Source organism: Streptomyces sp. B93, from assembly GCF_018070565.1.
Classification (GTDB): Bacteria; Actinomycetota; Actinomycetes; order Streptomycetales; family Streptomycetaceae; genus Streptomyces.
Map to the genome: position 1 here is coordinate 227,693 of NZ_JAGPXL010000007.1, position 22,742 is coordinate 250,434.

The 22,742-nt window shown below is 71.2% G+C and carries 15 protein-coding genes; 2 read left to right on the plus strand and 13 right to left on the minus strand.

The window, feature by feature from the left end; all coding sequences use genetic code 11:
- Positions 1 to 190 precede the first annotated feature (190 nt).
- From KBY47_RS09895 to KBY47_RS09955, 13 genes are all read right to left on the minus strand, one after another.
- The gene (locus KBY47_RS09895; RefSeq protein WP_210920618.1) at positions 191 to 4,474 is read right to left on the minus strand and encodes a discoidin domain-containing protein; all 4,284 of its coding nucleotides are present in this window, start codon (positions 4,472 to 4,474) and stop codon (positions 191 to 193) included.
- A gap of 115 nt (positions 4,475 to 4,589) precedes the next feature.
- Positions 4,590 to 7,970: a CARDB domain-containing protein gene (locus tag KBY47_RS09900; protein WP_210920619.1), complete on the minus strand. Its 3,381-nt coding sequence runs from the start codon at positions 7,968 to 7,970 to the stop codon at positions 4,590 to 4,592.
- Between the two features lie 184 nt (positions 7,971 to 8,154).
- Positions 8,155 to 9,165, minus strand: coding sequence for a LacI family DNA-binding transcriptional regulator (locus tag KBY47_RS09905; protein WP_210920620.1), 1,011 nt, complete (start codon positions 9,163 to 9,165; stop codon positions 8,155 to 8,157).
- Between the two features lie 77 nt (positions 9,166 to 9,242).
- Complete coding sequence (locus tag KBY47_RS09910) at positions 9,243 to 9,821, minus strand: GNAT family N-acetyltransferase (protein WP_210920621.1); 579 nt, start codon at positions 9,819 to 9,821, stop codon at positions 9,243 to 9,245.
- Between the two features lie 41 nt (positions 9,822 to 9,862).
- Complete coding sequence (locus KBY47_RS09915; RefSeq protein ID WP_210920622.1) at positions 9,863 to 13,237, minus strand: pyruvate carboxylase; 3,375 nt, start codon at positions 13,235 to 13,237, stop codon at positions 9,863 to 9,865.
- A gap of 123 nt (positions 13,238 to 13,360) precedes the next feature.
- A complete protein-coding gene (locus KBY47_RS09920; protein WP_210920623.1) occupies positions 13,361 to 13,780 on the minus strand; it encodes a GNAT family N-acetyltransferase in 420 nt (139 codons plus the stop codon).
- 51 nt (positions 13,781 to 13,831) lie between these two features.
- Positions 13,832 to 14,863 (minus strand): ketoacyl-ACP synthase III family protein, encoded by a 1,032-nt coding sequence (locus KBY47_RS09925; RefSeq protein ID WP_210920624.1) that lies wholly within the window; start codon positions 14,861 to 14,863, stop codon positions 13,832 to 13,834.
- A gap of 37 nt (positions 14,864 to 14,900) precedes the next feature.
- A complete protein-coding gene (locus KBY47_RS09930) occupies positions 14,901 to 16,088 on the minus strand; it encodes a cytochrome P450 (protein WP_210920625.1) in 1,188 nt (395 codons plus the stop codon).
- A 64-nt stretch (positions 16,089 to 16,152) separates the two neighbouring features.
- Positions 16,153 to 16,911 carry a thioesterase II family protein gene (locus KBY47_RS09935; protein WP_210920626.1) on the minus strand — a complete coding sequence of 253 codons (759 nt, stop codon included), beginning with the start codon at positions 16,909 to 16,911 and terminating at the stop codon, positions 16,153 to 16,155.
- Positions 16,908 to 18,092, minus strand: coding sequence for a cytochrome P450 (locus KBY47_RS09940; protein WP_210920627.1), 1,185 nt, complete (start codon positions 18,090 to 18,092; stop codon positions 16,908 to 16,910). Before KBY47_RS09940 ends, KBY47_RS09935 begins: the two co-directional genes overlap by 4 nt.
- A 166-nt stretch (positions 18,093 to 18,258) precedes the next feature.
- On the minus strand, positions 18,259 to 19,041 hold the full coding sequence (locus KBY47_RS09945; protein ID WP_210920628.1) for an SDR family NAD(P)-dependent oxidoreductase: 783 nt from the start codon (positions 19,039 to 19,041) through the stop codon (positions 18,259 to 18,261).
- Positions 19,042 to 20,085 carry a 3-oxoacyl-ACP synthase III family protein gene (locus KBY47_RS09950; RefSeq protein ID WP_210920629.1) on the minus strand — a complete coding sequence of 348 codons (1,044 nt, stop codon included), beginning with the start codon at positions 20,083 to 20,085 and terminating at the stop codon, positions 19,042 to 19,044.
- A 281-nt stretch (positions 20,086 to 20,366) separates the two neighbouring features.
- Entirely contained in the window at positions 20,367 to 20,858 is a 492-nt protein-coding gene (locus tag KBY47_RS09955) for a GbsR/MarR family transcriptional regulator (RefSeq protein ID WP_247694447.1), read from the minus strand.
- A 120-nt stretch (positions 20,859 to 20,978) separates the two neighbouring features.
- Between KBY47_RS09955 and KBY47_RS09960 the strand changes: the two genes are divergently transcribed.
- Positions 20,979 to 21,911 carry an ABC transporter ATP-binding protein gene (locus KBY47_RS09960; RefSeq protein ID WP_210920630.1) on the plus strand — a complete coding sequence of 311 codons (933 nt, stop codon included), beginning with the start codon at positions 20,979 to 20,981 and terminating at the stop codon, positions 21,909 to 21,911.
- 54 nt (positions 21,912 to 21,965) lie between these two features.
- Positions 21,966 to 22,742: an ABC transporter permease subunit gene (locus KBY47_RS09965; RefSeq protein WP_210920631.1), complete on the plus strand. Its 777-nt coding sequence runs from the start codon at positions 21,966 to 21,968 to the stop codon at positions 22,740 to 22,742.

The following is a 22,742-nucleotide window of genomic DNA, read 5'->3' on the forward strand; positions in this document are numbered from 1 at the left end:
ACCCCTTCGGGCATGAACGTGGAGGTCGCCCCACCGCCGGTGCGTTGTGGGGCGCCGCACACTCAACCACCGACGACAAGCGAGCGCAAGATATCGCGCAGACTCTGTAATTGATTGACAGAGGGAAGAGAAAAGGCCGGTGCGGACTGTCGAGCGCAGCCCGTACCGGCCTCACCGGAGCACTGCCGGTCTACGGGTTGATATTGATCTTGAAAGTGGAGGTGGTGTTGCGGACGTCCACGGCGTTGCCGCTCATCTCCAGCCCGTTGAACGTCACTTCACCCACGGCGGGTCCCTGTCCCTCCTCCGGCATCTCGTTGGCCCACAGGCCGAAGCCCGACTTGGCGTCGAAGGCGTCCCCGCTCTTGCGGGCGCCGGTGATGGAGATGTCCGTGAACACGGTGTCCTTGATCGGGTTCACGGGCTGGCCGCCCACGTACTGGGTCTGGAACATCACCCCGCTGTAGGTGGGGTCGACGATGTCCACATGGTTCACCCGGATGCCCTGGAACACCTTCGAGGCGGAGAACAGCCAGATGCCCGGGAAGGTCTGCGCACCCCAGAAATGCCCGCCCGCGCGGACGACGGAGATGTTCTCGAACGTCGTCGGACCGGTCCCGAAGCCGTTCATCGGGTAGCCGAAGTCCAGGGAGGAGATGGTGATCCCGGAGTAGACGAGGGTGTCCGCGACATGGATGTTGCGGAAGGTGTTGTCGTAGCCGCCGTAGACGGCGACCCCCGCGGCCCGCCAGGTCAGGGTGCTGGTCAGGTTCTCGTAGACGTTGTTCTTCATGTCGGCGCCGCCCGCGTCGATCGCCGAGAACAGCGCGAAGCTGTCGTCACCGGTGGCGCGCGCGTCGTTGTTGGACACGAGGTTGTCCGTGGAGCCGTTCGTCATGTTGATGCCGTCGGCGAACATGTTCCGGATGCGGGAGTTCCTGATCGTGATCCGGTCGGTGTTGGCGCCCCAGTACAGGCAGACCATGTGCTCGTTCCAGATGTCGTCGATGACGATGTCCGAGACATTGGAGAAGTCGAACACCTTGCCCGGTCCGTCGATGCGCGAGGTGTAGTTGCCGAAGTAGGCGAAGCCCTTGAACAGCGAGCCCTTGGCACTCGCCTCGGCGCGGAAGCCGATGTCGGTGTTGTCCTGCGTCGAGGGCGCGTGGAACCTGGTGTACCAGGGCCCCGCGCCGACCACCTTGACGGCCTTGCCGTACACCTGGAACTTGCTGGACGTCTGGTAGTCGCCGGGCGGCAGATAGACGCCGACGAGCGTGCCGGTGGTGTCCATCCGCACCCGGTCCAGGGCGTCCTGCACCGCCTGGTGGGTGAAGCCGTTCGGGACGGTGTACGTCGCCGGGTCGGGGTTGGCGACCGGCGCGGCCTGCTCCAGGTTGATGAAGTCGATCGCGTAGGTGGTGGAGTTGGCGGCGTCCTTCTGCAAGCGGATCCTGCTGCCCGCCGGGACGGTCTCCCCCAGCATCAGATGGGCCTCGTCATAGATGTGCCGCGGGGCACCGGAGCCCGGTGAGTTGCCGGGTGACGCCTCGGCGCCGTACAGCCAGGCGTACTTCGAGGTGAGCGGCAGCGCCTTCTTGAAGACCCCGTCGACATAGACGTTGATCGTGGAGTCGATGCCCCCGCCGCCCGGCGCGTCCGGGATGGAGAAGCGGGTGACCAGGGTGTTGGTCGCGGCGCGGGTGGTGAACTCGACGTACTCCCCCGTCGCGTCCAGGCTGACCGCCCGGCGCCCGGAAGCCTCGCCCGCGATGTCGCCGATGGTCCGGTTGGGCCCGGCGACGGTGGCGCCGCCGCCGACGGTGGCGTCCTCGGCCTCGTACATGTCGTACGGCATGTTCGCGCCGCGGCCGACGAACAGCGGCTGGGTGGAGGTGTTGTTCTCCCTCTTCACCGGCACCTCGTTGGCGTCGGGGGCGACCACCACCTTGACGGTGTACGAGCCGTTGGCGGCCGTCCAGGGGCCGAGGCCGACGTCGGCCGACGCCCCGGCGGCGAGGCTGCCGGAGTGCTCGCCGGTCAGGGTCCGTACGACGGCTCCCTTGGAGTCGGTGAGGGTGAGGGTGACACCGTGGGCACCCGGCGCGGTGGCCCGCGTGCCCTGGTTCCTCAGCCGCACCCTGAAGGTGACGGCGTCCCCGGCGGCCGGGCTGGACGGCGCGGTGGTCACCGCGGCGGCCACCAGGTCCGAGCTGTCGACGGGCTTGACGACCAGCGGGGCCGCCCGGGTGAAGGTGTTGTTGGACTCGTTCTGCTCGGTGACCGTCCCACCGTCGTCGGCGACGGCGCTGAGCTGGTACGAGCCCGCCTCGCGTTGGCCTATGGAAGCCGTGACGGTGGTCTGCGCACCGGCCGCGAGGGCGCCGGCCTGCGCGGTGGCGACCTTGGTGCCGCCCAGCCGGATCGCCGTGCCGCTCGCCGGGGCGGCGGCGCTGCCGCTGTTGCGGACGGTGGCCGACACGGTGATCGTGTCCGACTCCACCGGTTCGGCGGGCGACACGCTCAGCCCGGTGACCTCCAGGTCCGGGTTGGGCGCCGGGACCCCGATCACCTGGAACTCGGCGAGCTGCCCGGCCGGGGCGCCCGAGTTGGCCGTGAACCTCAGCCGCACGTCGGCGACTCGCCCGGAGACCGGCACGGTGACGCTGTTGCCGTCGGCCGGGTCGAACCGGTAGCTCTTCGCCGCGACCAGGGAGGTGAAGCCCTGGGTGTCCTGCTCACGGCCCAGGACCTCGATGGTCTGGTTCCGGGCCGACCAGGCGGCGTCCGGGTTCAGTTTCAGCACCAGCCGGTCGAGGTCGGCGTTGGCGCCCAGCCCGACGGTGAGGGTGTTCGGGTAGCTGCCGCCCGCGCCCTCCCAGTACGTGGCGAGGTCGTTGTCGTTGGCGTTGCGCGCCACGTAGGTGTGGACCACGGACGAGGCGCTGACCGGCTTGCCGACGGCGAGGTCGGAGCCGCCGCCGCTGCCGTTGCGGGTCACGCTGTTGCTCGGCGGCGACTCGTTGCCCGCCGCGTCCTTGGCCCGCACCTGGTAGGTGACCGTGCTGGTCGCGGGCTGGGTGTCGGTGTAGGTGGTGACATCGCCGCCGACGCTGCCGCGCAGGGTGTTGTTGGCGTAGACGTCGTACCTGGTGACGCCCGTGTTGTCCGAGGAGGCGGTCCAGGTCAGCCGGATCTGGCCGGTGGCCGGCTCGGTGAGGGTCAGGTTCGCCGGGGCGGTCGGGGCCTGGGTGTCCCCGGTCTGCGCGGCGCGGGTGACGGTGTTGCTGTTGGCGGACTGGTTCCCGGCCGCGTCCCTGGCCCGTATGTAGTAGGAGACGGTCTGGTCGGCGGGCCGGGTGTCGGTGAAGGCGGTGACGTCACCGGCGACGCTGGTCAGCAGTGTCCCGTTGGCGTAGATGTCGTAGCCCGTGACCCCCACGTTGTCGGTGGCCGCGTTCCAGGTGAGCCGGATCTGGCCGGTGGCGGGCTGGGTGTAGGCGAGGTTCGCGGGCGCACTGGGGGCCTGGGTGTCGCCGGTGAGCGGGCCGTAGACCTCCAGTTCGGAGAGCTGGGCGGCGTTCTGCACCGAGTTCGCCGTCACCAGGACGCGGACGTACCGGGTGGTGGTGGCGTCGAAGGCGATGGTGGCGGAGTGGCCGCTCGCGCCGTCGAAGGTGTAGGCGCGGGAGGCCGTCAGATCGGTGAAGTCGGTGCCGTTGCCGCTGCCCTGGATCTTCAGGGTCTGGCTGCGCGCCTCCCAGCTCTCCGGCAGCCGCAGGACGACCCGGTCCACCCGCACGGAGGAGCCGAGGTCGGCGCGGAGCCACTGCGGGAACTGGCTGCCCGCGCTCTCCCAGTACGTCGCCCGGTTGCCGTCGCCCGCGTTGGCGGCGGCGTACACCTGGGTGTGGCTGCTGGCCGTCAGGGGGCGGCCCGCGGCGAGGTTCTCCGAGGAGCCGTCGGCCGAGCGCACCTCCAGCTCGGACAGCTGCGCCGCCCGCCAGCCGGTGTTCTCGGTGACGGCGATACGGACGAAGCGGGTCCGGGTGGCCGGGAACGCCACGGTCACCGTGTTCCCGGAGCCGGGGCTGAACGTGTACGACGCGCTGTTCTTGAGGGTGCTGAAGCTGGTGCCGTCGGCGCTGCCCTGGACGGCGAGGGTCTGGCTGCGGCTCTCCCAGCCCGCGGGGAGCTTGAGCACGACCTCGTCCACGTTCTCGGTGGTGCCGAGGTCGGCCTGCACCCACTGCGGGAGGCCGGAGCCCGCGCTCTCCCAGTACGTGGCCTGGTTGCCGTCGGTGATGTGGGAGGCGGCGTACTCGTTGTGGGAGCTGCTCGCCTGCGCCCGGTCCCCCAGGGCGATGTTCGGTCCTCCCGCGGCCTGGGCGGTGAGCGCCGGGCCGCCCAGTGCCAGGAGGCTGGTCACGAGCACGGCGCTCAGCGTCCGTGGTCTCCCTCTACGGATTCTCATCAGTCCTCGATCTCCACAGTCTGACAGTCTGACTCTGCTTTTTGCATGGATCGCTGAGAGAGTTGCACCGGTACGGCGGCCCGCCTCGCGCGGGCCGCCGTCGGGCAGGGGCGTGTCAGCCCTGGTTGATCACGAACTGTGAGCCGGGCTCCACCACGATGTCCCCTTCCGCGGAGCCGGAGATCGCCACGTTGGTGAGCGTGGCACTGCCGCGCGCGCCGCCCATGGCGAGGATGCCGGAGCCGTTGACCGAGTTCTGGATGCGTACGTCGCTGATCCGGACGCCGGGCACAGCCCCGCCGCCGCTCTTGAACTGGATGCCGTCGTACGTCGAGTCATGGATGTCGGTGTCCCTGATGGTGACGCCGGGGATGTCCTGCCCGGCGGCGAACAGGGTGATGGCACCGAACTCCTGCGCCTCTCCCCAGAACGCGCCGCCCGTGCGGTGCAGGGCGTTGTTCGCGATGAGCGTCTGCCCGGAGAACGGCAGCGGGTCGTGGTCCGTGGCCAGCATGATGCCGGGGTAGTTCATGGTGTCGGCGACGATGTTGTTCTCGATGGTGTTGCCGTAACCGCCGTACACCGCGATCCCGTTGGCCCGCCAGGGCAGTTGGACGGTGTTGTTGCGGAAGTGGTTGTCGTGGCCGATGTCGACGGAGGTGTCCTTGACGTAGCGGCTCGCCCACACGGCCAGCGCGTCGTCCCCGGTGTTGCGGAAGGACGAGTTGTACACGGTCGAGTTGCGGGTGCCGTTGGCGAAGTTGATGCCGTCGGCGTAGGTGTTGCGGATGCGCATGCCGGTGAACTCCAGGCCGTCGCCCGGGTTCCACAGCTCGGGGATGTTGGAGTAGTCCCGGCCGACCCAGACGCCGACGTTGGCGTGCTCGATCCACACGTTGCTGATCCTGGTGTCCTTGCCGAAGCGGCCGTTGAGGCCGACGCCGCCCTCGGCGTTGCCGTCACCGCCGCGGATGGTGCCGGAGCCGAAGATGGCGATGTCGGAGATCCGGGTGTTGTCGTCGATGTCGAAGCCGAAGTTGCCCTCGTGCGGGTGGTTGATGCCGCCCGCCTGGTGCGGTGGTGTCAGCGTGTACAGCTGGGAGTGCCACATGCCCGCGCCCCGGATGGTGACGTCCCGGATGCCGACCTGGTTGTGGTCGCCCCGGTTCTGCGGGTCGTCGGTGAGGATCTTCTGCTCCTGCCGCCACTGTCCGGCCGGGATCCACACGCACTCGATCTCGCCCTTCTGGTCGGCGGTGACCGCGCGCTGGATGGCGTCGGTGTCGTCGATGCCGTCACCCGGCACCGCGCCGTACTGGGTGATGGAGGTGCAGTGGGCGGGCTTGGCCGCCGGGGGCGCCACCTGCTCCAGGTCGATCAGGTCGACGATGTAGAAGGCGGCCCGGTCATCCGCGTCCCGCTGGAGCCGGAACCTGGTACCGGCCGGGTAGGTCTGCCCCAGCAGGGCGTGCGACTCGTCGAACAGCCGCCGCGCGTCGCCGCCGGGCGTGTTGGTCAGGCCCTCGGGGCTGTCGGTGTTGCCGTACAGCCAGCTGTGCTTCGACGACAGGGTCAGCTTCCGCTGGAAGGTGCCGTCGACGTAGAGGCTGAGGGTGGCCTCGGTGCCGCCGCCGCTCGCGGAGTCCGGTATGGAGTTGCGTACGACGATGGAGTTGGCGGCGCTGGTCGAGGTGAACTCGACGAACTGGCCGGTGGAGGTCAGGCGCACGGACTGGCGGCCGGAGGACTCGGTGGCGAAGTTGGTGTGCCCGAAGGTGCGCTTGCGGTCGGCGGTGAGCAGGGTGCCGTCGTAGCGGGCGTCCTCCGCCTCGTGCTCGGTGTACGGGACGGCCGCGCCGCGTCCCACGACGATGGAGCGGGCGAAGTGGTTGTTGTTCTCGTCGGTCTCGGCGACCTGCCCGGTGGCGTCGGCGGTGGCGGTGAGGGTGGCGCCGCCGCTGGTGGCCCGCCAGGTGCCGGTGATGGCGACGGTGGCGCTCTGGCCCGCGGCGATCGCGCCGGTGGTGCCGTCGAGGGTGGTGGTGCCCACGGTCAGCCGGGTGACGGTGCCCGCCGGGACGCCGGTGGTGCCGCGGTTGTGCACGGTGACGGTGAAGGACACGTCCGCGCCGACCGCGGGGGCGGCCGGGTCGGCGGTGATGCCGGTGACCCGCAGGTCGGGGCCGGGGCTCTGGCTGACGACCAGTTTCGTGGCCGCGGTGCGGCTGTTGTTGGTGTCGTCCTGCTCGGTGACGGTGTCCGTGGGGTCGACGACCGCCGACACGGTGTACGAGCCCGTCGGGTGCTTGCCGACGGGGACCCGCACCGTCGTCGAGGCGCCCGGCTCCAGCGCCCCCACCGGGGCGGAACCGGCGACGGTGCCCTCCAGGCCGACGTTCACGGTGGTCGCGGGGGAGGCGGCGCTGCCCGCGTTGCGGACCGTGGCCTCGACGGTCACCGTGTCCGTCTCGGACGGCTGTGCCGGGGTCCAGGCCAGCCCGGTGACGGTGAGGTCGGGGTTGGGCGCCGCGGTGCCCACCACCTGGAACTCGGCGACCTGGGCGCCGGGGGCGCCGCTGTTGGAGAAGAAGGTGAGCCTCAGGTCGGCGTAGCGGCCGGTCACCGGGATGGTGACGGTGTTCTGGCCGTTGGACGGGCTGAAGGCGTAGTCGGCGCGCGCCTTCAGGGAGGTGAAGGCGGAGGCGGACTGCTCACGGCCGAGCACCTGGAGGGACTGGGTGCGCGGGCCCCAGATCTGGTCCGGGTTCAGCTTCACGACGACGGCGGCGACATCGGCGTTGGCGCCGAGCTTCACGGTCAGGCCGGCCGGGAAGCCCGAGGACTCCCAGTAGGTGCCCGTGTTGTCGTCGTTGGCGTTCGTGGCGACGTAGTCCTGGGTCGTCGAGGTCGCCTCGATCGGTTTGCCGCGGGCCAGGTTGGTGCCCTCCACCGGTGGCTCGGACGAGCCGCTCTCGCCGTAGACCTCCAGCTCCGACAATTGGGCGGCGTTCCAGCCGGTGTTGGTGGTGACCTGCACGCGCACGTACCGGGTGGTGGCGCCGTCGAGGCCGAGGCTCACCGTGTTGGCCTGGGACGGGGTGAACGTCCGTGCGGCCGGGGCGGCGAGGGTGCTGAAGCCGTTGCCGTCGGTGCTGCCGAGAACGCCGAGGGTCTGGGTGCGTGCCTCCCAGGACGCGGGGAGCTTGAGCACCACCCGCTCGACGTCGACGTCGGCGCCGAGGTCGATCTGGACCCACTGGGGGAACGCGCCCGTGGGGCCCTCCCAGTAGGACTGCTGGCTGCCGTCGCTGACGTTCCCCGCCGGGTAGCCGCCGTGGGCGCCCCCCGCGGTGGCGGGTCTGCCGAGCGCGACGTTGGTGACGGCGTCCGCTCCGGCGTCCGCGGCGTGCGCGCCCACGGGCAGCAGGCCCACCGCGATCAGCCCCGCTATCAGCATCGCGACGATCACTCGTCGTCGCCGATGGTTTCCACTCATACAACCCTCTCCACGAATCGTCGACGGATCGCCGAGGAATTGAGTGATTTCATCAATCTTTTACGTGACCGAGGGCACAGATTTCTACCAGGTCACCACTTTGTCAACAGGGGCGACATGGCGAAGGCCCCGGCACCGGCACCGCGCGTGCGGCGACCTCGGTGTCGGGGCCTGGCGAAGAGGGTCAGACGGTGGGCGGCTGGGTGGTCGAGCCACGCAGCACCAGCTCGGGCTCGAAGAGCAGCTCACCGGGGTGCGTCCGGGTGCCCTGGAGCTGGGCGCAGAGCAGTTCGACGGCCGCGCGGCCCATCGCCTCGATCGGCTGCCGGACAGTGGACAGCGGGGGCTCGGTGCAGTTCATGAACGCGGAGTCGTCGAACCCCACGACGGACACGTCCGCGGGGACGGAGAGACCGCGCCTGCGCACGGCCCGGATGGCGCCGAGGGCGAGGGGGTCGCTGGCGCAGACGATGCCGGTGACGCCGCGGTCCAGCAGACGGGCGGCCGTGGCCTGGCCGCCCTCCAGCGAGAACATCGACCGCACGACGAACTCCTCCGGCAGCGGGGTACCCACGGACTCCGCCACCGCGCGGGCGGCCTCCAGCTTGCGGTTGGAGGGCACATGGTCGCTCGGGCCGAGGATCAGCCCGATGCGCTCGTGCCCCAGCGAGGTGAGGTGACGCCAGGCCTGCTCCACGGCGACCGCGTCGTCGCAGGCCACACAGGGGAAGTCCAGACCGTCGATGGAGGCGTTGATCAGCACCACCGGGATGTCGCGCTCCGCCAGCTGCCGGTAGTGGTCGTGCGGCGCGTCGGCTTGCGCGAACAGGCCCCCGGCGAAGACCACCCCGGAGACCTGCTGCTGGAGCAGCAGCTCCACGTAGTCGGCCTCGGAGACGCCGCCCTTGGTCTGGGTGCACAGCACCGGGGTCAGCCCCTGCTGGGCCAGCGCGCCGCCGATGACCTCGGCGAACGCCGGGAAGATGGGGTTCTGCAACTCGGGCAGCACCAGACCCACCAGGCGGGCGCGCTCGCCGCGCAGCTGGGTGGGCCGCTCGTAGCCGAGGACGTCCAGGGCCGTGAGCACGGACTGGCGCGTCGCCTCGGAGACTCCGGGCTTGCCGTTGAGGACCCGGCTGACCGTGGCCTCGCTGACGCCCACTTTCCGGGCCACTTGAGCAAGTCGTCGCGTCATGCGCGCAAGACTAGCGCAAATTCCGCAAGATAATGACTCACGTTGCGCTGACTTCTACGGTCGATCTTCTGTCGTCGCTAGGACCGACGCAGCTCCAGCCGCATCAGAACACGAGGGTGACCGGCCAGCACCGAGGTGGTGTCGGCGGCATGGACGAACCCGGCGCGTTCGAAGTTCCGCCGGATACCGGCGTACGCCATCGTGGTGTCCACCTTGGCATCCCCGCTGTCCAGAGGATAGGCCTCGACCGCGGGTGCGCCATGGTCCCGGGCGAACTCCACCGCACCGGCGATCAGGGCGTGGGTGACGCCCTCCCCGCGGTGCCCGGGACGCACCCGCAGGCACCACAGCGACCACACCGGCAGCTCGTCCACGTGCGGGATCTTGCGGCTGCGCGCGAAGGACGTCTCGGACCGGGGCGCCACGGCGGCCCAGCCGACCGGCACTTCACCGTCGTAGGCGAGCACGCCCGGCGCGGGGTCGGCGCGGCACAGCCCGGCGACGTGCTCCCCGCGCGCCGGGCCGCGCAGCTCGTTGTTCAGCTTGGCGGGGATGCGGTAGCTCAGGCACCAGCAGACCGTCGCCGTGGGCGACTTGGGGCCGATCACGGCGCGGACGTCCTCGAAGACGGAGGCCGGGCGGACGTCGAAGGTCATGGCCCCACGATGTCACGGTCCGCCCGGCGGCGCGAAAGGGGTCAGGCCAGTTCCACCAGCAGGTCGCCGCCCTCCACCTGCTGGAAGCGGCTGACGGCGAGGCGCGACACCCGGCCCGCCTTCGGGGCGGTGATGGAGGCCTCCATCTTCATCGCCTCGATGGTCGCCACGGTGGCACCGGCCGCCACCTCGTCGCCCTCCGCGACCGCCAGGGTCACCACCCCGGCGAACGGCGCGGGCACATGGCCCGGGTTGGCGCGGTCGGCCTTCTCGGTGACCGGGATGTCGGCGGCGGCCGCCCGGTCACGGACGGAGATGGGCCGCAGCTGGCCGTTGAGGGAGGACATGACCGTGCGCATGCCGCGCTCGTCGGCCTCGCCGACCGCCTGGAGCTCGATCAGCAGCCGTACGCCGGGTTCGAGGTCGATGGCGTACTCCTGGCCGGGGCGCAGCCCGTAGAAGAAGTCCTTGCTGTCCAGGACGCTGGTGTCGCCGTAGGACTGGCGGTGGGTGTCGAACTCCCGGCTCGGGCCGGGGAACAGCAGCCGGTTGAGGGTCGCCCGGCGGTCCTTGGCGAGCCCTTCCCGGTCGTCGGCGGTCAGCTCCCGCACCGGCTTGGCGTCGGCGCGTCCGCGCAGCGCCTTGCCGCGCAGCGGCTCCGGCCAGCCGCCGGGCGGGGTGCCCAGCTCACCGCGGAGGAACCCGATCACGGAGTCGGGGATGTCGTAGCTGTCCGGCCTCGTCTCGAAGTCCTCGGGGGCGACCCCGGCGCCCACCAGGTGCAGTGCCAGGTCACCGACCACCTTCGAGGACGGGGTGACCTTCACCAGGCGGCCGAGCATCCGGTCGGCGGCGGCGTACATCGCCTCGATGTCCTCGAAGCGGTCGCCGAGACCGAGGGCGATCGCCTGGGTGCGCAGGTTGGACAGCTGCCCGCCGGGGATCTCGTGGTGGTAGACGCGCCCGGTCGGCGCGGACAGGCCCGCCTCGAAGGGGGCGTACACCTTGCGGACGCTCTCCCAGTACGGCTCCAGGTCGCCGACGGCCTGGAGGTCGAGGCCGGTGGGCCGGTCGGAGTGGTCGGTCGCGGCGACGATCGCCGACAGCGACGGCTGCGAGGTGGTGCCCGCCATGGACGCCACCGCGCCGTCCACCGCGTCGACGCCGGACTGGATCGCGGCGAGGTAGGTGGCGAGCTGGCCGCCCGCGGTGTCATGGGTGTGCAGGTGGACCGGCAGGCCGAACTCCCGGCGCAGCGCGGGGATCAGCTTCGCGGCGGCCGGTGCCCGCAGCAGGCCCGCCATGTCCTTCACGGCCAGGACGTGGGCGCCCGCCTCGACGATCTGCTCGGCGAGGCGCAGGTAGTAGTCGAGGGTGTAGAGCCGTTCGGCGGGGTCGGACAGGTCGGCGGTGTAGCACAGGGCCACCTCCGCGACGGCGGTGCCGGTCTCCCGTACGGCGTCGATGGCGGGGCGCATCTGGCCGACGTCGTTGAGGGCGTCGAAGATCCGGAAGATGTCGATGCCGGTGGCCGCGGCCTCCTCGACGAAGGCGTGGGTGACCTCGGTCGGGTAGGGCGTGTAGCCGACGGTGTTGCGGCCGCGCAGCAGCATCTGGAGGCAGAGGTTGGGCACGGCCTCCCGCAGGGCGGCCAGCCGCTCCCAGGGGTCCTCGGCGAGGAAGCGCAGGGCGACGTCGTAGGTGGCGCCGCCCCAGCACTCCAGGGACAGCAGGCCCGGCAGGGTGCGGGCGACCACGGGGGCGACGGCGAGCATGTCCTTGGTGCGCACCCGGGTGGCGAGCAGCGACTGGTGGGCGTCGCGGAAGGTGGTGTCGGTGACGGCGACCCCGGGCGAGTCGCGCAGCCAGCGGGCGAAGCCTTCGGGGCCGAGTTCGGTGAGCCGCTGCCGGGAGCCGGCCGGGGGTTCACCGGCGGGCAGCGGTGGCAGCTTGGTCAACGGGTCGATGAGCGCCGGGCGTTCGCCGTGCGGCTTGTTCACCGTGACGTCGGCGAGGTAGGTCAGCAGCTTGGTGCCGCGGTCGGCGGAGTGCCGGGCGGTGAGCAGGTGCGGGCGCTGCTCGATGAAGGAGGTGGTGACCCGGCCGGCCTGGAAGTCCGGGTCGTCGAGGACGGCCTGGAGGAACGGGATGTTCGTGGCCACACCGCGGATGCGGAACTCCGCGACCGCGCGCCGGGCGCGGTTGACGGCGGTGGTGAAGTCCCGTCCCCGGCAGGAGAGTTTGACCAGCATGGAGTCGAAGTGCGCGCTGATCTCGGAACCGGCGTGGGTGGTGCCGCCGTCCAGCCGGATGCCGGAGCCGCCGGGCGACCGGTAGGCGCTGATCCGCCCGGTGTCGGGACGGAAGCCGTTGGCGGGGTCCTCGGTGGTGATACGGCACTGGAGGGCCGCGCCGCGCAGGGTGACCGTCTCCTGGGCGAGCCCGAGGTCGGCCAGCGTCTCGCCCGCCGCGATCCGCAGCTGCGCCTGCACCAGGTCGACGTCGGTGACCTCCTCGGTGACCGTGTGCTCGACCTGGATGCGCGGGTTCATCTCGATGAAGACGTGGTTGCCGTCGCGGTCGACGAGGAACTCGACGGTGCCCGCGTTGCGGTAGCCGATGCGCCGTGCGAACCGTACGGCGTCGGCGCAGATCCGCTCGCGCAGTTCCGGGTCCAGGTTGGGCGCGGGGGCGATCTCGATGACCTTCTGGTGGCGGCGCTGCACCGAGCAGTCCCGCTCGAACAGGTGGATGACCTCGCCCGCGCCGTCGGCGAGGATCTGCACCTCGATGTGGCGGGGTTCGACGACCGCCTTCTCCAGGAAGACGGTGGGGTCGCCGAACGCGGACGCCGCCTCGCGGGACGCCGCCTCGACGGACTCCCGCAGCTGGGCCGGGTTCTCCACCCGCCGCATGCCGCGCCCGCCGCCGCCCGCGACCGCCTTCACGAAGACGGGGAAGCCGATGTCGTCGGCGGCGCGGACGAGTTCGTCGACGTCGGTGGAGGGCGCCGAGGAGCCCAGGACCGGCACCCCGGCCTCGCGGGCGGCGGCCACGGCGCTCGCCTTGTTGCCGGTCAGCTCCAGGATCTCGGCGTCCGGGCCGACGAAGGTGATGCCGGCCTCGCGGCAGGCCCGGGCCAGCTCGGGGTTCTCGGAGAGGAAGCCGTAGCCGGGGTAGACGGCGTCGGCTCCCGCCCGGCGTGCCGCGCCGACGATCTCCTCCACGGAGAGGTACGCGCGCACCGGATGTCCCGGGCTGCCGATCTCGTAGGCCTCGTCGGCCTTGAGCCGGTGCAGCGAGTTGCGGTCCTCGTGGGGGAAGACGGCGACGGTCCGCGCGCCCAGCTCATAGCCCGCGCGGAACGCGCGAATCGCGATCTCGCCACGGTTGGCGACCAGCACCTTGCGGAACATACGGGATCCCTTCAGCCTGCCGGTGACGACCACCATGGTGTCGGTGGTGCCCTCCGCACGCCATGTGAACCGGGCCACTGTGGCGGGGCGGCCCGGCAGGGGATCGCCCGGCGGGCGGCTCCGTCACACGGTGCGGTGCATGCCGACGGACGCCGGGGCGGTCTGCCGGAATCCGAACTTCTCGTACAGGAACCGGGCATCGCCGTCGGCGATCAGCGAGACATAGGCACCGTCCGGCGCCCGCCGTTCCAGCTCCCCCACCAGCTCCGCCATGATCCGCTTGCCCAGGCCCCGGCCCTGGTGCTCGGGCGCTACGCAGATGTCGACGACCTGGAAGAAGCAGCCGCCGTCGCCGATCACCCGGCCCATCCCGACCGGCTCGTCCCCGCACAGCACCGTCACACCGTGCCAGGTGTTCGGCAGGCCCGCCTCAGCGGCCCGCACCGTCTTGGCGCTCAGTCCCGAAACCACCCGCAACCTGAGGTAGGTCTCGACGGACGGTGAGCCGGTGCGCAGTGAGTAAGGACCAAAGTCAGCTTTCACCTGCTACAGGTTACGGAGGCTCGGCTCCGGGGGCAAGGGCGCCCGCCCTCGTCAGGAGGTCGCCCAGCCGGGTGTCCCGAGGATGCGGATGACGCCGTAGGACATGGCCATCCCGGGGCCGACGGCGAACATCATCACGTGGTCGCCGGGGCGCAGTTCGCCCGCGCCGACCAGGTGGTCGAACCCGGCGAGCAGGTCGCTGGCGCCCATGTGGCCGTTCCAGCGGCCGAACTCGAGCATGCCGTGCGAGGGGCCGACGCCCAGCGGTTTGAGGAAGTGCTCCAGGTACAGCTCGTTGGCGGCGGCGGGGTGGATGACGCGGGTGATGTCCGCGATCTCGATGCCCGCGTCGTCGAGCACCTGGCGCACGGCCTCCGCCTCGACCTTCCCGGCGATCACCACCGCCTCCTGCGGGGTCACGTCGCCGGGCCGGGAGGTGGCCTGCCGCTCCAGGGTGATCTTGCGGCCGACGGTGCAGCCGGGCGGGAAGAGCGGTTCGTCGCCGCGGGTCATGCCCTCCAGGGCGGGCACGGAGAAGGAGTTGACGGCGAGTACCTCGGCGAAGCCCTCCCGCTTGGACAGCACCGCGGCCGTGCCGCCGTCGCCCAGGACGAGGCCGTGGTGGGAGCGGTAGCGGTCGATCAGCGGGTGGCCGAAGTTGTCGGCGGTGGTGATCATGGCGGCGGTGCGGTCGGGGGACGCCATCAGATAGCAGGCGGCCAGTTCGGCACCGGCCAGGAACCCCTCGCAGCCCTGCCGCAGTCCGATGGCGGGGACCTCCCGGTCCACGGTGTTGCGCAGGATGTAGTGCTGGGGCATCCAGGAGTCCGGGCCCTGGTGCGAGGTGGAGGTGTGCAGCAGCAGGTCGATGTCGCCGGGGGCGTGTCCGGAACGGGCCAGCGCCTGCTTCCCGGCCTCGATCGCCATGTCCGGCGCTGGCATGGTGCCCGCGACCCGGGCCGCCCGCCAGCCGGTGGTCAGCTGGGCCTCGTCGCAGTCGCCCTGGGCGACGGCGTCCTCCAGCGGGACCTGCTCGGGCAGGTGGACGCCCACACCGGTGAGGTAGATGCCGTTGAGCTTCATGGGTACGCGTTCCCTTTCGGTCGGGCGGGCGTCCGGTTCAGGTGTGCCGCTGGACGGCGACGGTCAGCCGCCTGGGGGCGCAGATCGTGTTGTTCTCGTACCAGTCGACGCCGGTCACCTCCCAGGTCCGGTAGCGGTTCAGCAGCACGTCCAGCGCGACCTTCCCCTCCAGCCGGGCCAGATGGGCGCCCAGGCAGACGTGGATGCCGTGGGTGAAGGCGAGCTGCGGGTTGGGGGTGCGGTGGATGTCGAACCGGGAGGGGTCGGGGTAGGCCCGCTCGTCCCAGTTGGCCGAGGTGAGGGAGATCAGGACGAACTGGTCGGCGGGGATGGCCGCCCCGCCCAGCGTCACCTCCTGGTTGGTGACCCGTCCGGCGTCCGGGACGGGCGGCAGGTAGCGCAGCACCTCCTCGACGGTGTTGCCCAGCAGGGAGCGATCCGCCCGGACCTCGGCGAGGGCCTCGGGGTGCTCGTCGAGGCAGGCCACCATGGAGCCCAGCAGTCCCATCGTGGTCAGATGGCCCGCGAGCAGCAGCAGGACGGAGAAGTTGACGATCTCGGTCTCGGTGAGCCGGCGGCCGTCCATCTCGGCGTGCACCAAACGGCTGATCATGTCGTCGCGGGGCCTGGTGCGGCGCTCGCGGGCGTGGTCGCGGAGGTAGTCGAGGATCTCCCGCATGGCCTTCTCCCGGTTCTGGATGAAGGCGTCGTCGGTGGGATCGTCGGTGGAGAGGGTGAGCTGGGCGTCGGAGCAGCGCCGGAGCACCTCGCGGCCGTCCCGGTCCACGCCGAGGAGTTCGGAGATGACGTTCAGGGGCAGCTGGTAGGCGAGCCCGGCGGCGAGGTCGAACTCGCCCTGTTCCTCCAGTTCCTCAAGGATCTCCACCACGAGGCTCTCGATGCGCCCGGCGAACGGCGCCAGCATCCGCGGGGTGAAGCCCTGGCTGAGCAGGCCGCGCAGGCTCTTGTGCTCCGGCGGGTCGAGCGCGGACAGGTTGCCGTCCTTGAACTCCTGCGCGGGCATCACCCGGTGCATGTCGTTGGAGAAGACCTGCCAGTCGGAGAAGACCTGGACCGCGTCCGCGTGCCGCAGCACACGCCAACTGTTCATGGTGGTGTCGAAGTACACCGGTTCGTGGTCCCGCATGTGCCGCAGCCATGCGTGCAGCGAGACGCCGCGGTCCACATGGAACGGTCGTCGCGGGGGTGCGGTCTGGGACGTCATCGCGGGTGTTCCCCTCGGTCGGGCGAAGTCAAGGGCTGGGGCGGTCGGTGCGGGCCGGGGCGGCTCAGGGGACCAGGCAGCGGAACAGGTCGGTGGCGAGGGCGTCGAGCAGCTCCTGCCGCCGGGTGTGCAGGAAGAAGTGGCCGCCCGGCAGCATGCGCAGCCGGAACTCGCCGGTCGTCCGCTCCCCCCAGGCCATCAGGTCCTCCCGGCGGCAGTCGTGGTCCTCGGTGCCGCCGAACGCCGAGACGGGGCAGTCCAGCGGCGGTCCGGGGCGGTAGCGGTAGGTCTCCAGGACGGTGGTGTCGGCCCGCAGGATGGGCAGGTAGAGCGCCTTCATCTCGGGCGAGTCGCGGATCACCGGGGGGATGGCCCGGAACCGGCGGTCGAGGACGTCCAGGAAGAGGTCGTCGGGCAGGGTGTGCATGGCGGGGTGGTGCAGCGGGGTCTGCGGGGCGGGCCGGGCCGCCACACCGAGGTGCGCGGCCCGCAGTCCGTACGTGTCCCGCAGTTCCCGTACGAGTTCGAAGGCGATCCAGGCCCCGACGCTGTAGCCGAACACGGCGAACGGCTCGGCCAGGTGACCGGCGATGGCGGCCGCGGACTCCTGGACGATCTCGTCGACGCTGTGCAGCAGCGGCTCCTGCAACCGGGCCTCGCGGCCGGGCGGTCGCAGCAGCCACAGCTCGGCGCCGTCCCGCAGTTCGGCGGCCCAGCTGTGGTAGGCGGCGGGGCCGCCACCGGCGTAGGGCACGCAGATCAGGCGCAGCGGGGCGTCCGGGACGGGCCTGGGGCGCAGGATCCACCGTTCGAAGGGTGTCACGGGCGGCGCACCTCGAAGGTGAGGCGCCTGGGGTTGCACAGGGAGTACGACTCGTACCACTGCATCCCGGTGAAGGTGAGGTCGCTGTAGCGGTCCAGGACTGCGTTGAGGGCGATCTTCGCTTCCAGGCGGGCCAGATGGGCGCCCAGGCAGTAGTGGATGCCGGTGGTGAAGGCGAGTTGCGGGTTGGGCAGGCGGTGGATGTCGAAGCGGTCCGGGTCGGGGTACTTGCGCTCGTCGCGGTTGGCGGAGATCAGCGAGGTCAGCACCATCCGGTCGGCGGGGATGACGACACCGCCGAGTTCGACGTCGGCGTTGGTGACCCGGCCGCCCTCGGGCACGGGCGGGCGGTAGCGGAGCACCTCCTCGATGGCGCCGGGCACCAGGTCGCGGTCGGCGCGGACCTCGGCGAACTGGTCGGGGTGCTCGCTGAGGGTCAGCATCATGTTGCCGAGCAGGGACATGGTCGTCAGATGACCCGCGAGCAGCAGCAGGACGGTGAAGTTGACGACCTCCTCCTCGTCGAGGGAGCGGTCCTCGAGGGTGGCGGTGGCCAGTTTGCTGACGAGGTCGTCCCGGGGGTCCTGGCGGCGGGCGGGCACCAGGTCCTGGCGCAGGTAGTCCTGGAGTTCCCCCATCGCCTTCTGCACGGCGACGACGAAGTCTCCGTCGGCGGGGTTCTCGCAGGTCAGGGCGAGCTGGGCGTCGGCGGTGCGGCGCAGTACGGCGCGGTCCTCGCGGGGTACGCCGATCAGTTCCGCGATGACGTTCAGCGGCAGCTGGTACGACAGGTCGCGGGTGATGTCGATCTCGGTGCGGTCCTCGACGGCGTCGAGGAGTTCCTTGACGATGCGCTCGATGCGCGGGGCGAGTTCGGCCAGGGTGCGAGGGGTGAAGCCCTGGGCGACGATCCCGCGGAGCTGTTTGTGCTCGGGCGGGTCCATCGTGGAGAGGTTGCCCCGGGTGAAGCCGTGCTCGGGCATGATCCGGCACATGTCGTTGGAGAACACCTGCCAGTCGGAGAGCACCCGGTGGACGTCCTCGTAGCGGTAGACCTTCCAGGACTGTGACGCCTCGTCGAACATGACCGGGGTGTTGTCCCTGGCGTTGCGCATCCACGCGTACAGCGCGGGACCACCGTCGGCGAAGAACGGCGGCGGGGCTGCGGACGGGTCGGCCATGTGGTCTCTCTCCTTCGGTGTGCCGCGCCTTGGGCGTTCCGGTCGGCATCTCGCGTCGGTCGTCGGGTTCTCGCGCCAGTCTGGGTGGCGCCGGCCGGGGGGCGCCCCGGGGGCGGACCCCGGCAGCACCCCGGTGTCGGGGTCGGGGGGCCTGGGGCCACCGGTGTCAGTGGCCGCTGCCGAGGCGTGCGGCGCCGTCGATACGGACCACCTCGCCGTTGATCATGGGGTTCTCCACGATGTGCTGGACGAGGGCGGCGAACTCCTCGGGGCGGCCGAGCCGTCCGGGGTGCGGGGCGGCGGTGGCCAGGGCGGCGCGGGCGCGGGCGGGCAGATCGGCGAGCATGGGGGTGTCGAACAGACCCGGCGCCACCGTCACCACCCGCACCCGGTGGCGGGCCAGGTCACGGGCGAGCGGCAGGGTCATCCCGGCGATCCCGGCCTTGGACGCCGCGTACGCGGCCTGCCCCCGCTGTCCGTCGTAGGCGGCGATGGAGGAGGTGCACACGATGACCCCGCGCTCCTCGTCGGCCGAGGGGTCCTCCTGGCCGTCGCCGTCCCCGGCCATCGCGGCGGCGGCCGAGCGGACCAGGTCGAAGGTGCCGACCAGGTTGACCCGTACGATCCGTTCGAACTCGGTGAGCGGCAGCGGACCGGCCCGGCCCACGACGCGTCCGGCGGCGGTGGCTCCGGCGCAGCAGACGGCGATGTGCGGTCCGCCGTCGTGCCGCGCCCGGGCCACGGCCGCGGCGACGTCCGCGGGGCGGCTGATGTCCCCGGCGACGAACGAGGCTCCGTCGCCCAGCCGGGCCAGCGCCTTGGCGCCGCGTTCCTCGGAGCGGCCCGTCACCACGACCCGGGCGCCCGCCGCGAGCAGGGTCGCGGCCACGGCGAGTCCCAGCCCGGAGGTGCCGCCCGCGACGAGGGCGACCTTCCCGGTGATGACCATCTAGCGGGCCGGGTCCAGGAAGTCGCTCTCGGCGGGCCAGCGGATGACCGTGCCGCCATGGCTCATCCCGGCGCCGAAGGAGGCGAGGACGACCGTGTCCCCGGCCTTGACCCGGCCCTCGTCCAGGGCGTCCCGCAGCGCCAGCGGCACCCCGGCGCCGGAGGTGTTGCCGAGCCGCCGGACGTTCTCGGCGGTGCGCTCGGGGGGCAGGCCGAGTTTCTCCCGGAGGATGCGCAGCAGGTGGTGGTTGGCCTGGTGGAAGACGAGGAGGTCGATGTCCTCGGTGGTCATCCCGTGGTGTTCCAGGAGTTCCAGCACGAAGCCCGGCATGATGTCCAGCGCGAACTCGCGCACCGAACGGCCGTGCATGTGCGTGAAGTTGTCGCCGAAGCCCGACTTCTTGGGGCGGCCGTCGGTGGACCAGACGCGCTGTTCCCTCTTGACGAAGGCGGTCTCGTAGGCGCGGGCGTCGCTGCGCAGCAGGGCGGGGGTCACCCCGGTGCCGACGGCGCAGGGTTCCAGCAGGTAGCAGGCGGCGGCGTCCCCGAAGATCACGCCGGTGGCGCGGTCCTCGGGGTCCAGGGTCTTGGTCACGGTGTCCGCGAGCACCACCGCGATCCGGCGGTAGCCGCCCGACAGCAGGTACTTGGCGCCGACGTCGAGGGCGAAGGTGCCGCCGGGGCAGCCGCCGCTGTTGACGTCGAACCCCGGGGTGCCGGTGAGGCCGAGCTTGCGTCCGATGGCGACCGCGGCGGCGGGCAGCATGTGGTCGGGGGTGAAGGTGCCGCAGATCAGCAGGTCGATGGAGTCGGGCGTGACCCCGGCGCGGGCGCAGGCGTCGCGCAGGGCGGCGGCGCCCAGGTCCGAGGTCTGTTCGTCGGGTGCCGACCAGCGCCGCTCCCGGATGCCGATGTGCTCCTCGATCCAGGCGTCGGTGGTGTCCAGCAGCTGTTCCAGGTCGGCGTTGGTCACCACACGCTCGGGCACATGGCCCCCGATGGCCCGGATGCCTACCCCGTAGGGGGTGTGGGCGGTCGTTGTCATGAGGCGGAGACTCCTTCCGGTCGGCCGTGCCTGCCCGGGCGGCCGGACCGGGCGGGCTCCCACCGCCTCCCACGCGGACGTCCGCGGCCTCGCCCCGCCGTCGGCCGCCACGTCCGCGGTCTCGGCTCCGGCCGGGTCCGCGACACGGGCGGGGGCGGAGGCCGGGCCCGGTCAGCTCTTGGCGGCCAGTCTGTGCGGCAGCGGCCGACGGCACCTCGGGGGCCGACCCCAGCACGACCCCAGCGCGCCCGCGCTGTCCGCGGGGAGTCTCCGTCGCCGGTTCAGGACAGGCGGGCCATGCGGCTCTCCTCGTACCGCTCGCGCCAGGTGTCGATCAGGGCGGTCATCTCCCGGCGCATGAAGGAGTAGAAGTCCTGCATCTCGTCGAGGCGGTGACCGGCGGGACTGTCCACGTCGGCGACCTTCAGGCCCTCGGACGCGGCCTCCATCATGACCGTGAAGACCGCGTTCTGGTTGCCGAGCAGGGTGGCCCAGGCGTTCTCGCGGAACCGGTAGTGGTCGCGGCGGCTGCCGGGGGCCGGGACCCGCTCGATCATGTTGGTCAGTATGAGCTGCTTGACGGCACCGGAGACGGCGCCGGAGCTGATCTGGAGTTCCTCGCACAGGTCACCGGCGGTCATCGTCCGCTGCTGGGTGAACAGCAGCGCGGTCATCACCCGTGCCATGGTCTTCTGCATGCCTCCCTCGGAGAGCGACAGCGCCAGCTTCTCCGCGATGGCACGCAGCTCCGTCTCTGTCTCGTTGTGCTCCAAAGCGTGCTCCTTGTGCCGGAATCAGTGGGTGAGGGGCGGCGTCCACGTCTTTCAGTGTAACGATCGCTCGCAAATCTCTCTGCCTTTACAGATCTCTGAACGCTTAGTACGGTCAGGATCATGACGAACGCGATCGAGCTTCGGAAGCTCACCAAGACATACGGCACCCGCCGCGGCCTGACCGGCCTCACGCTGGACGTGCGGGCCGGTGAGGTCTTCGGCTTCCTCGGACCCAACGGCGCCGGCAAGACGACCACGATCAGGCTGCTGCTCGACCTGATCCGTCCCACGTCGGGCTCCGCCACCGTCCTCGGCCTCGATCCGCTCACCGACGGCGTCGCACTGCGCGGCCGCGTGGGCTATCTGGCCGGTGACTTCGTCTGCGACGGCCGTCAGAACGTCCGCGGCTACCTGCGCTTCCTCGCCGCACTGCGCGGCGGGGTGCCCCAGGAGCGGATCGACGACCTCGCCGAGCGCCTCGGCCTGGACCAGAGCACCAGCATCAAGAAGCTCTCCAAGGGCAACCGGCAGAAGGTCGGCCTCGTCCAGGCGCTGATGCACACCCCCGAGGTGCTGATCCTGGACGAGCCCACCTCAGGACTCGACCCGCTGGCCCAGCAGACCTTCCTCACCCTGGTCGAGGAGGCCGCGGCGGGCGGGCAGACCGTCTTCATGTCCAGCCACATCATGAGCGAGGTGGAGGCCGTCGCCGACCGCGTCGGCATCATCCGCGACGGCGCCCTCGTCGCCCTCGACACCGTGGCCCACCTGCGCGCCGACGCCGTCCGCGACATCGACGTCACCTTCGCCTCGCCGGTGCCCGCCGACGCCTTCGCCCAGGTGCCCGGCGGCGCCCGGCTGAGCCTGGACAGTGCGGGCACCACCCTCAGCGGCCAGCTCTCCGGCAGCCCCGACGGACTGGTCAAGGCGCTCGCCGCGCACACCGTCACCAGCCTGCGGGTCACCGAACCGGCCCTCGACGACCTCTTCCACGCGTACTACGAGGGCGGCGACGCCGCCCCCCGCCCCGACGCGGTCCAGGCAGCCTCCTGACACACCCGCCCGTCCCCCAAGCCACGGCTCACTCGCCGGAAGGACCGCCCCGTCATGAGCACCGCCACCGCCATCTACCAGAAGTCGCTCAGCGACAGCCGCCGCAGCCTCGTCGGCTGGGTCATCGGCTGCGCCTTCATGGGCATGGCCTACGCGAGCGCGTACCCCAGCCAGAAGAACAACCTCGACAACATCCCGCAGAACCTGCGCGACGCCATGAACATCGACAACTCGGCCGCCGGCTATCTGAACGCCGCCGAGTTCGGTCTGGTCCTGCCGCTGCTGCTGCTGATCTACGCCATCGCCGCCGGGCACCGCGCCACCGCGGGCGACGAGGAGGCCGGGCAGCTCGACCTGGTGCTCGCCCACCCGGTCACCCGCACCCAGCTGATGCTCCAGCGCTTCGCCAACCTGGTCACCGGCGCCTTCGTCATCTCGTTCGTGGTCTGGCTGGCCCTGCTCGCCGTACGCGGCAACGCCGAACTCACCAGCATCAGCCCGGCGCAGTTCCTCGCCCAGTGCCTCGGCCTCGCCCTGCTCGCCAGCACGTTCGGCGCGCTCGCGGTGGCCCTCGGCGCCGCCACCGGCCGCCGCACCGTCGTCCTCGCCGGTACCGCCGCCGTCGCCGTGGTCACCTACGCCCTGCACACCATGGCCGAACCGGTCGGCGCCGACTGGCTCGCCTACCTCTCCCCCTTCCACTACTACATCGGCGGGGAGCCGCTGCGGAACGGCTTCCAGTGGACCGACTACGGCGTCCTGGTGGTACTGACGGCCGTCTGCCTGGCCGTCGGGGCGAGCCGGTTCAACCGGCGCGACATCAACAGCTGA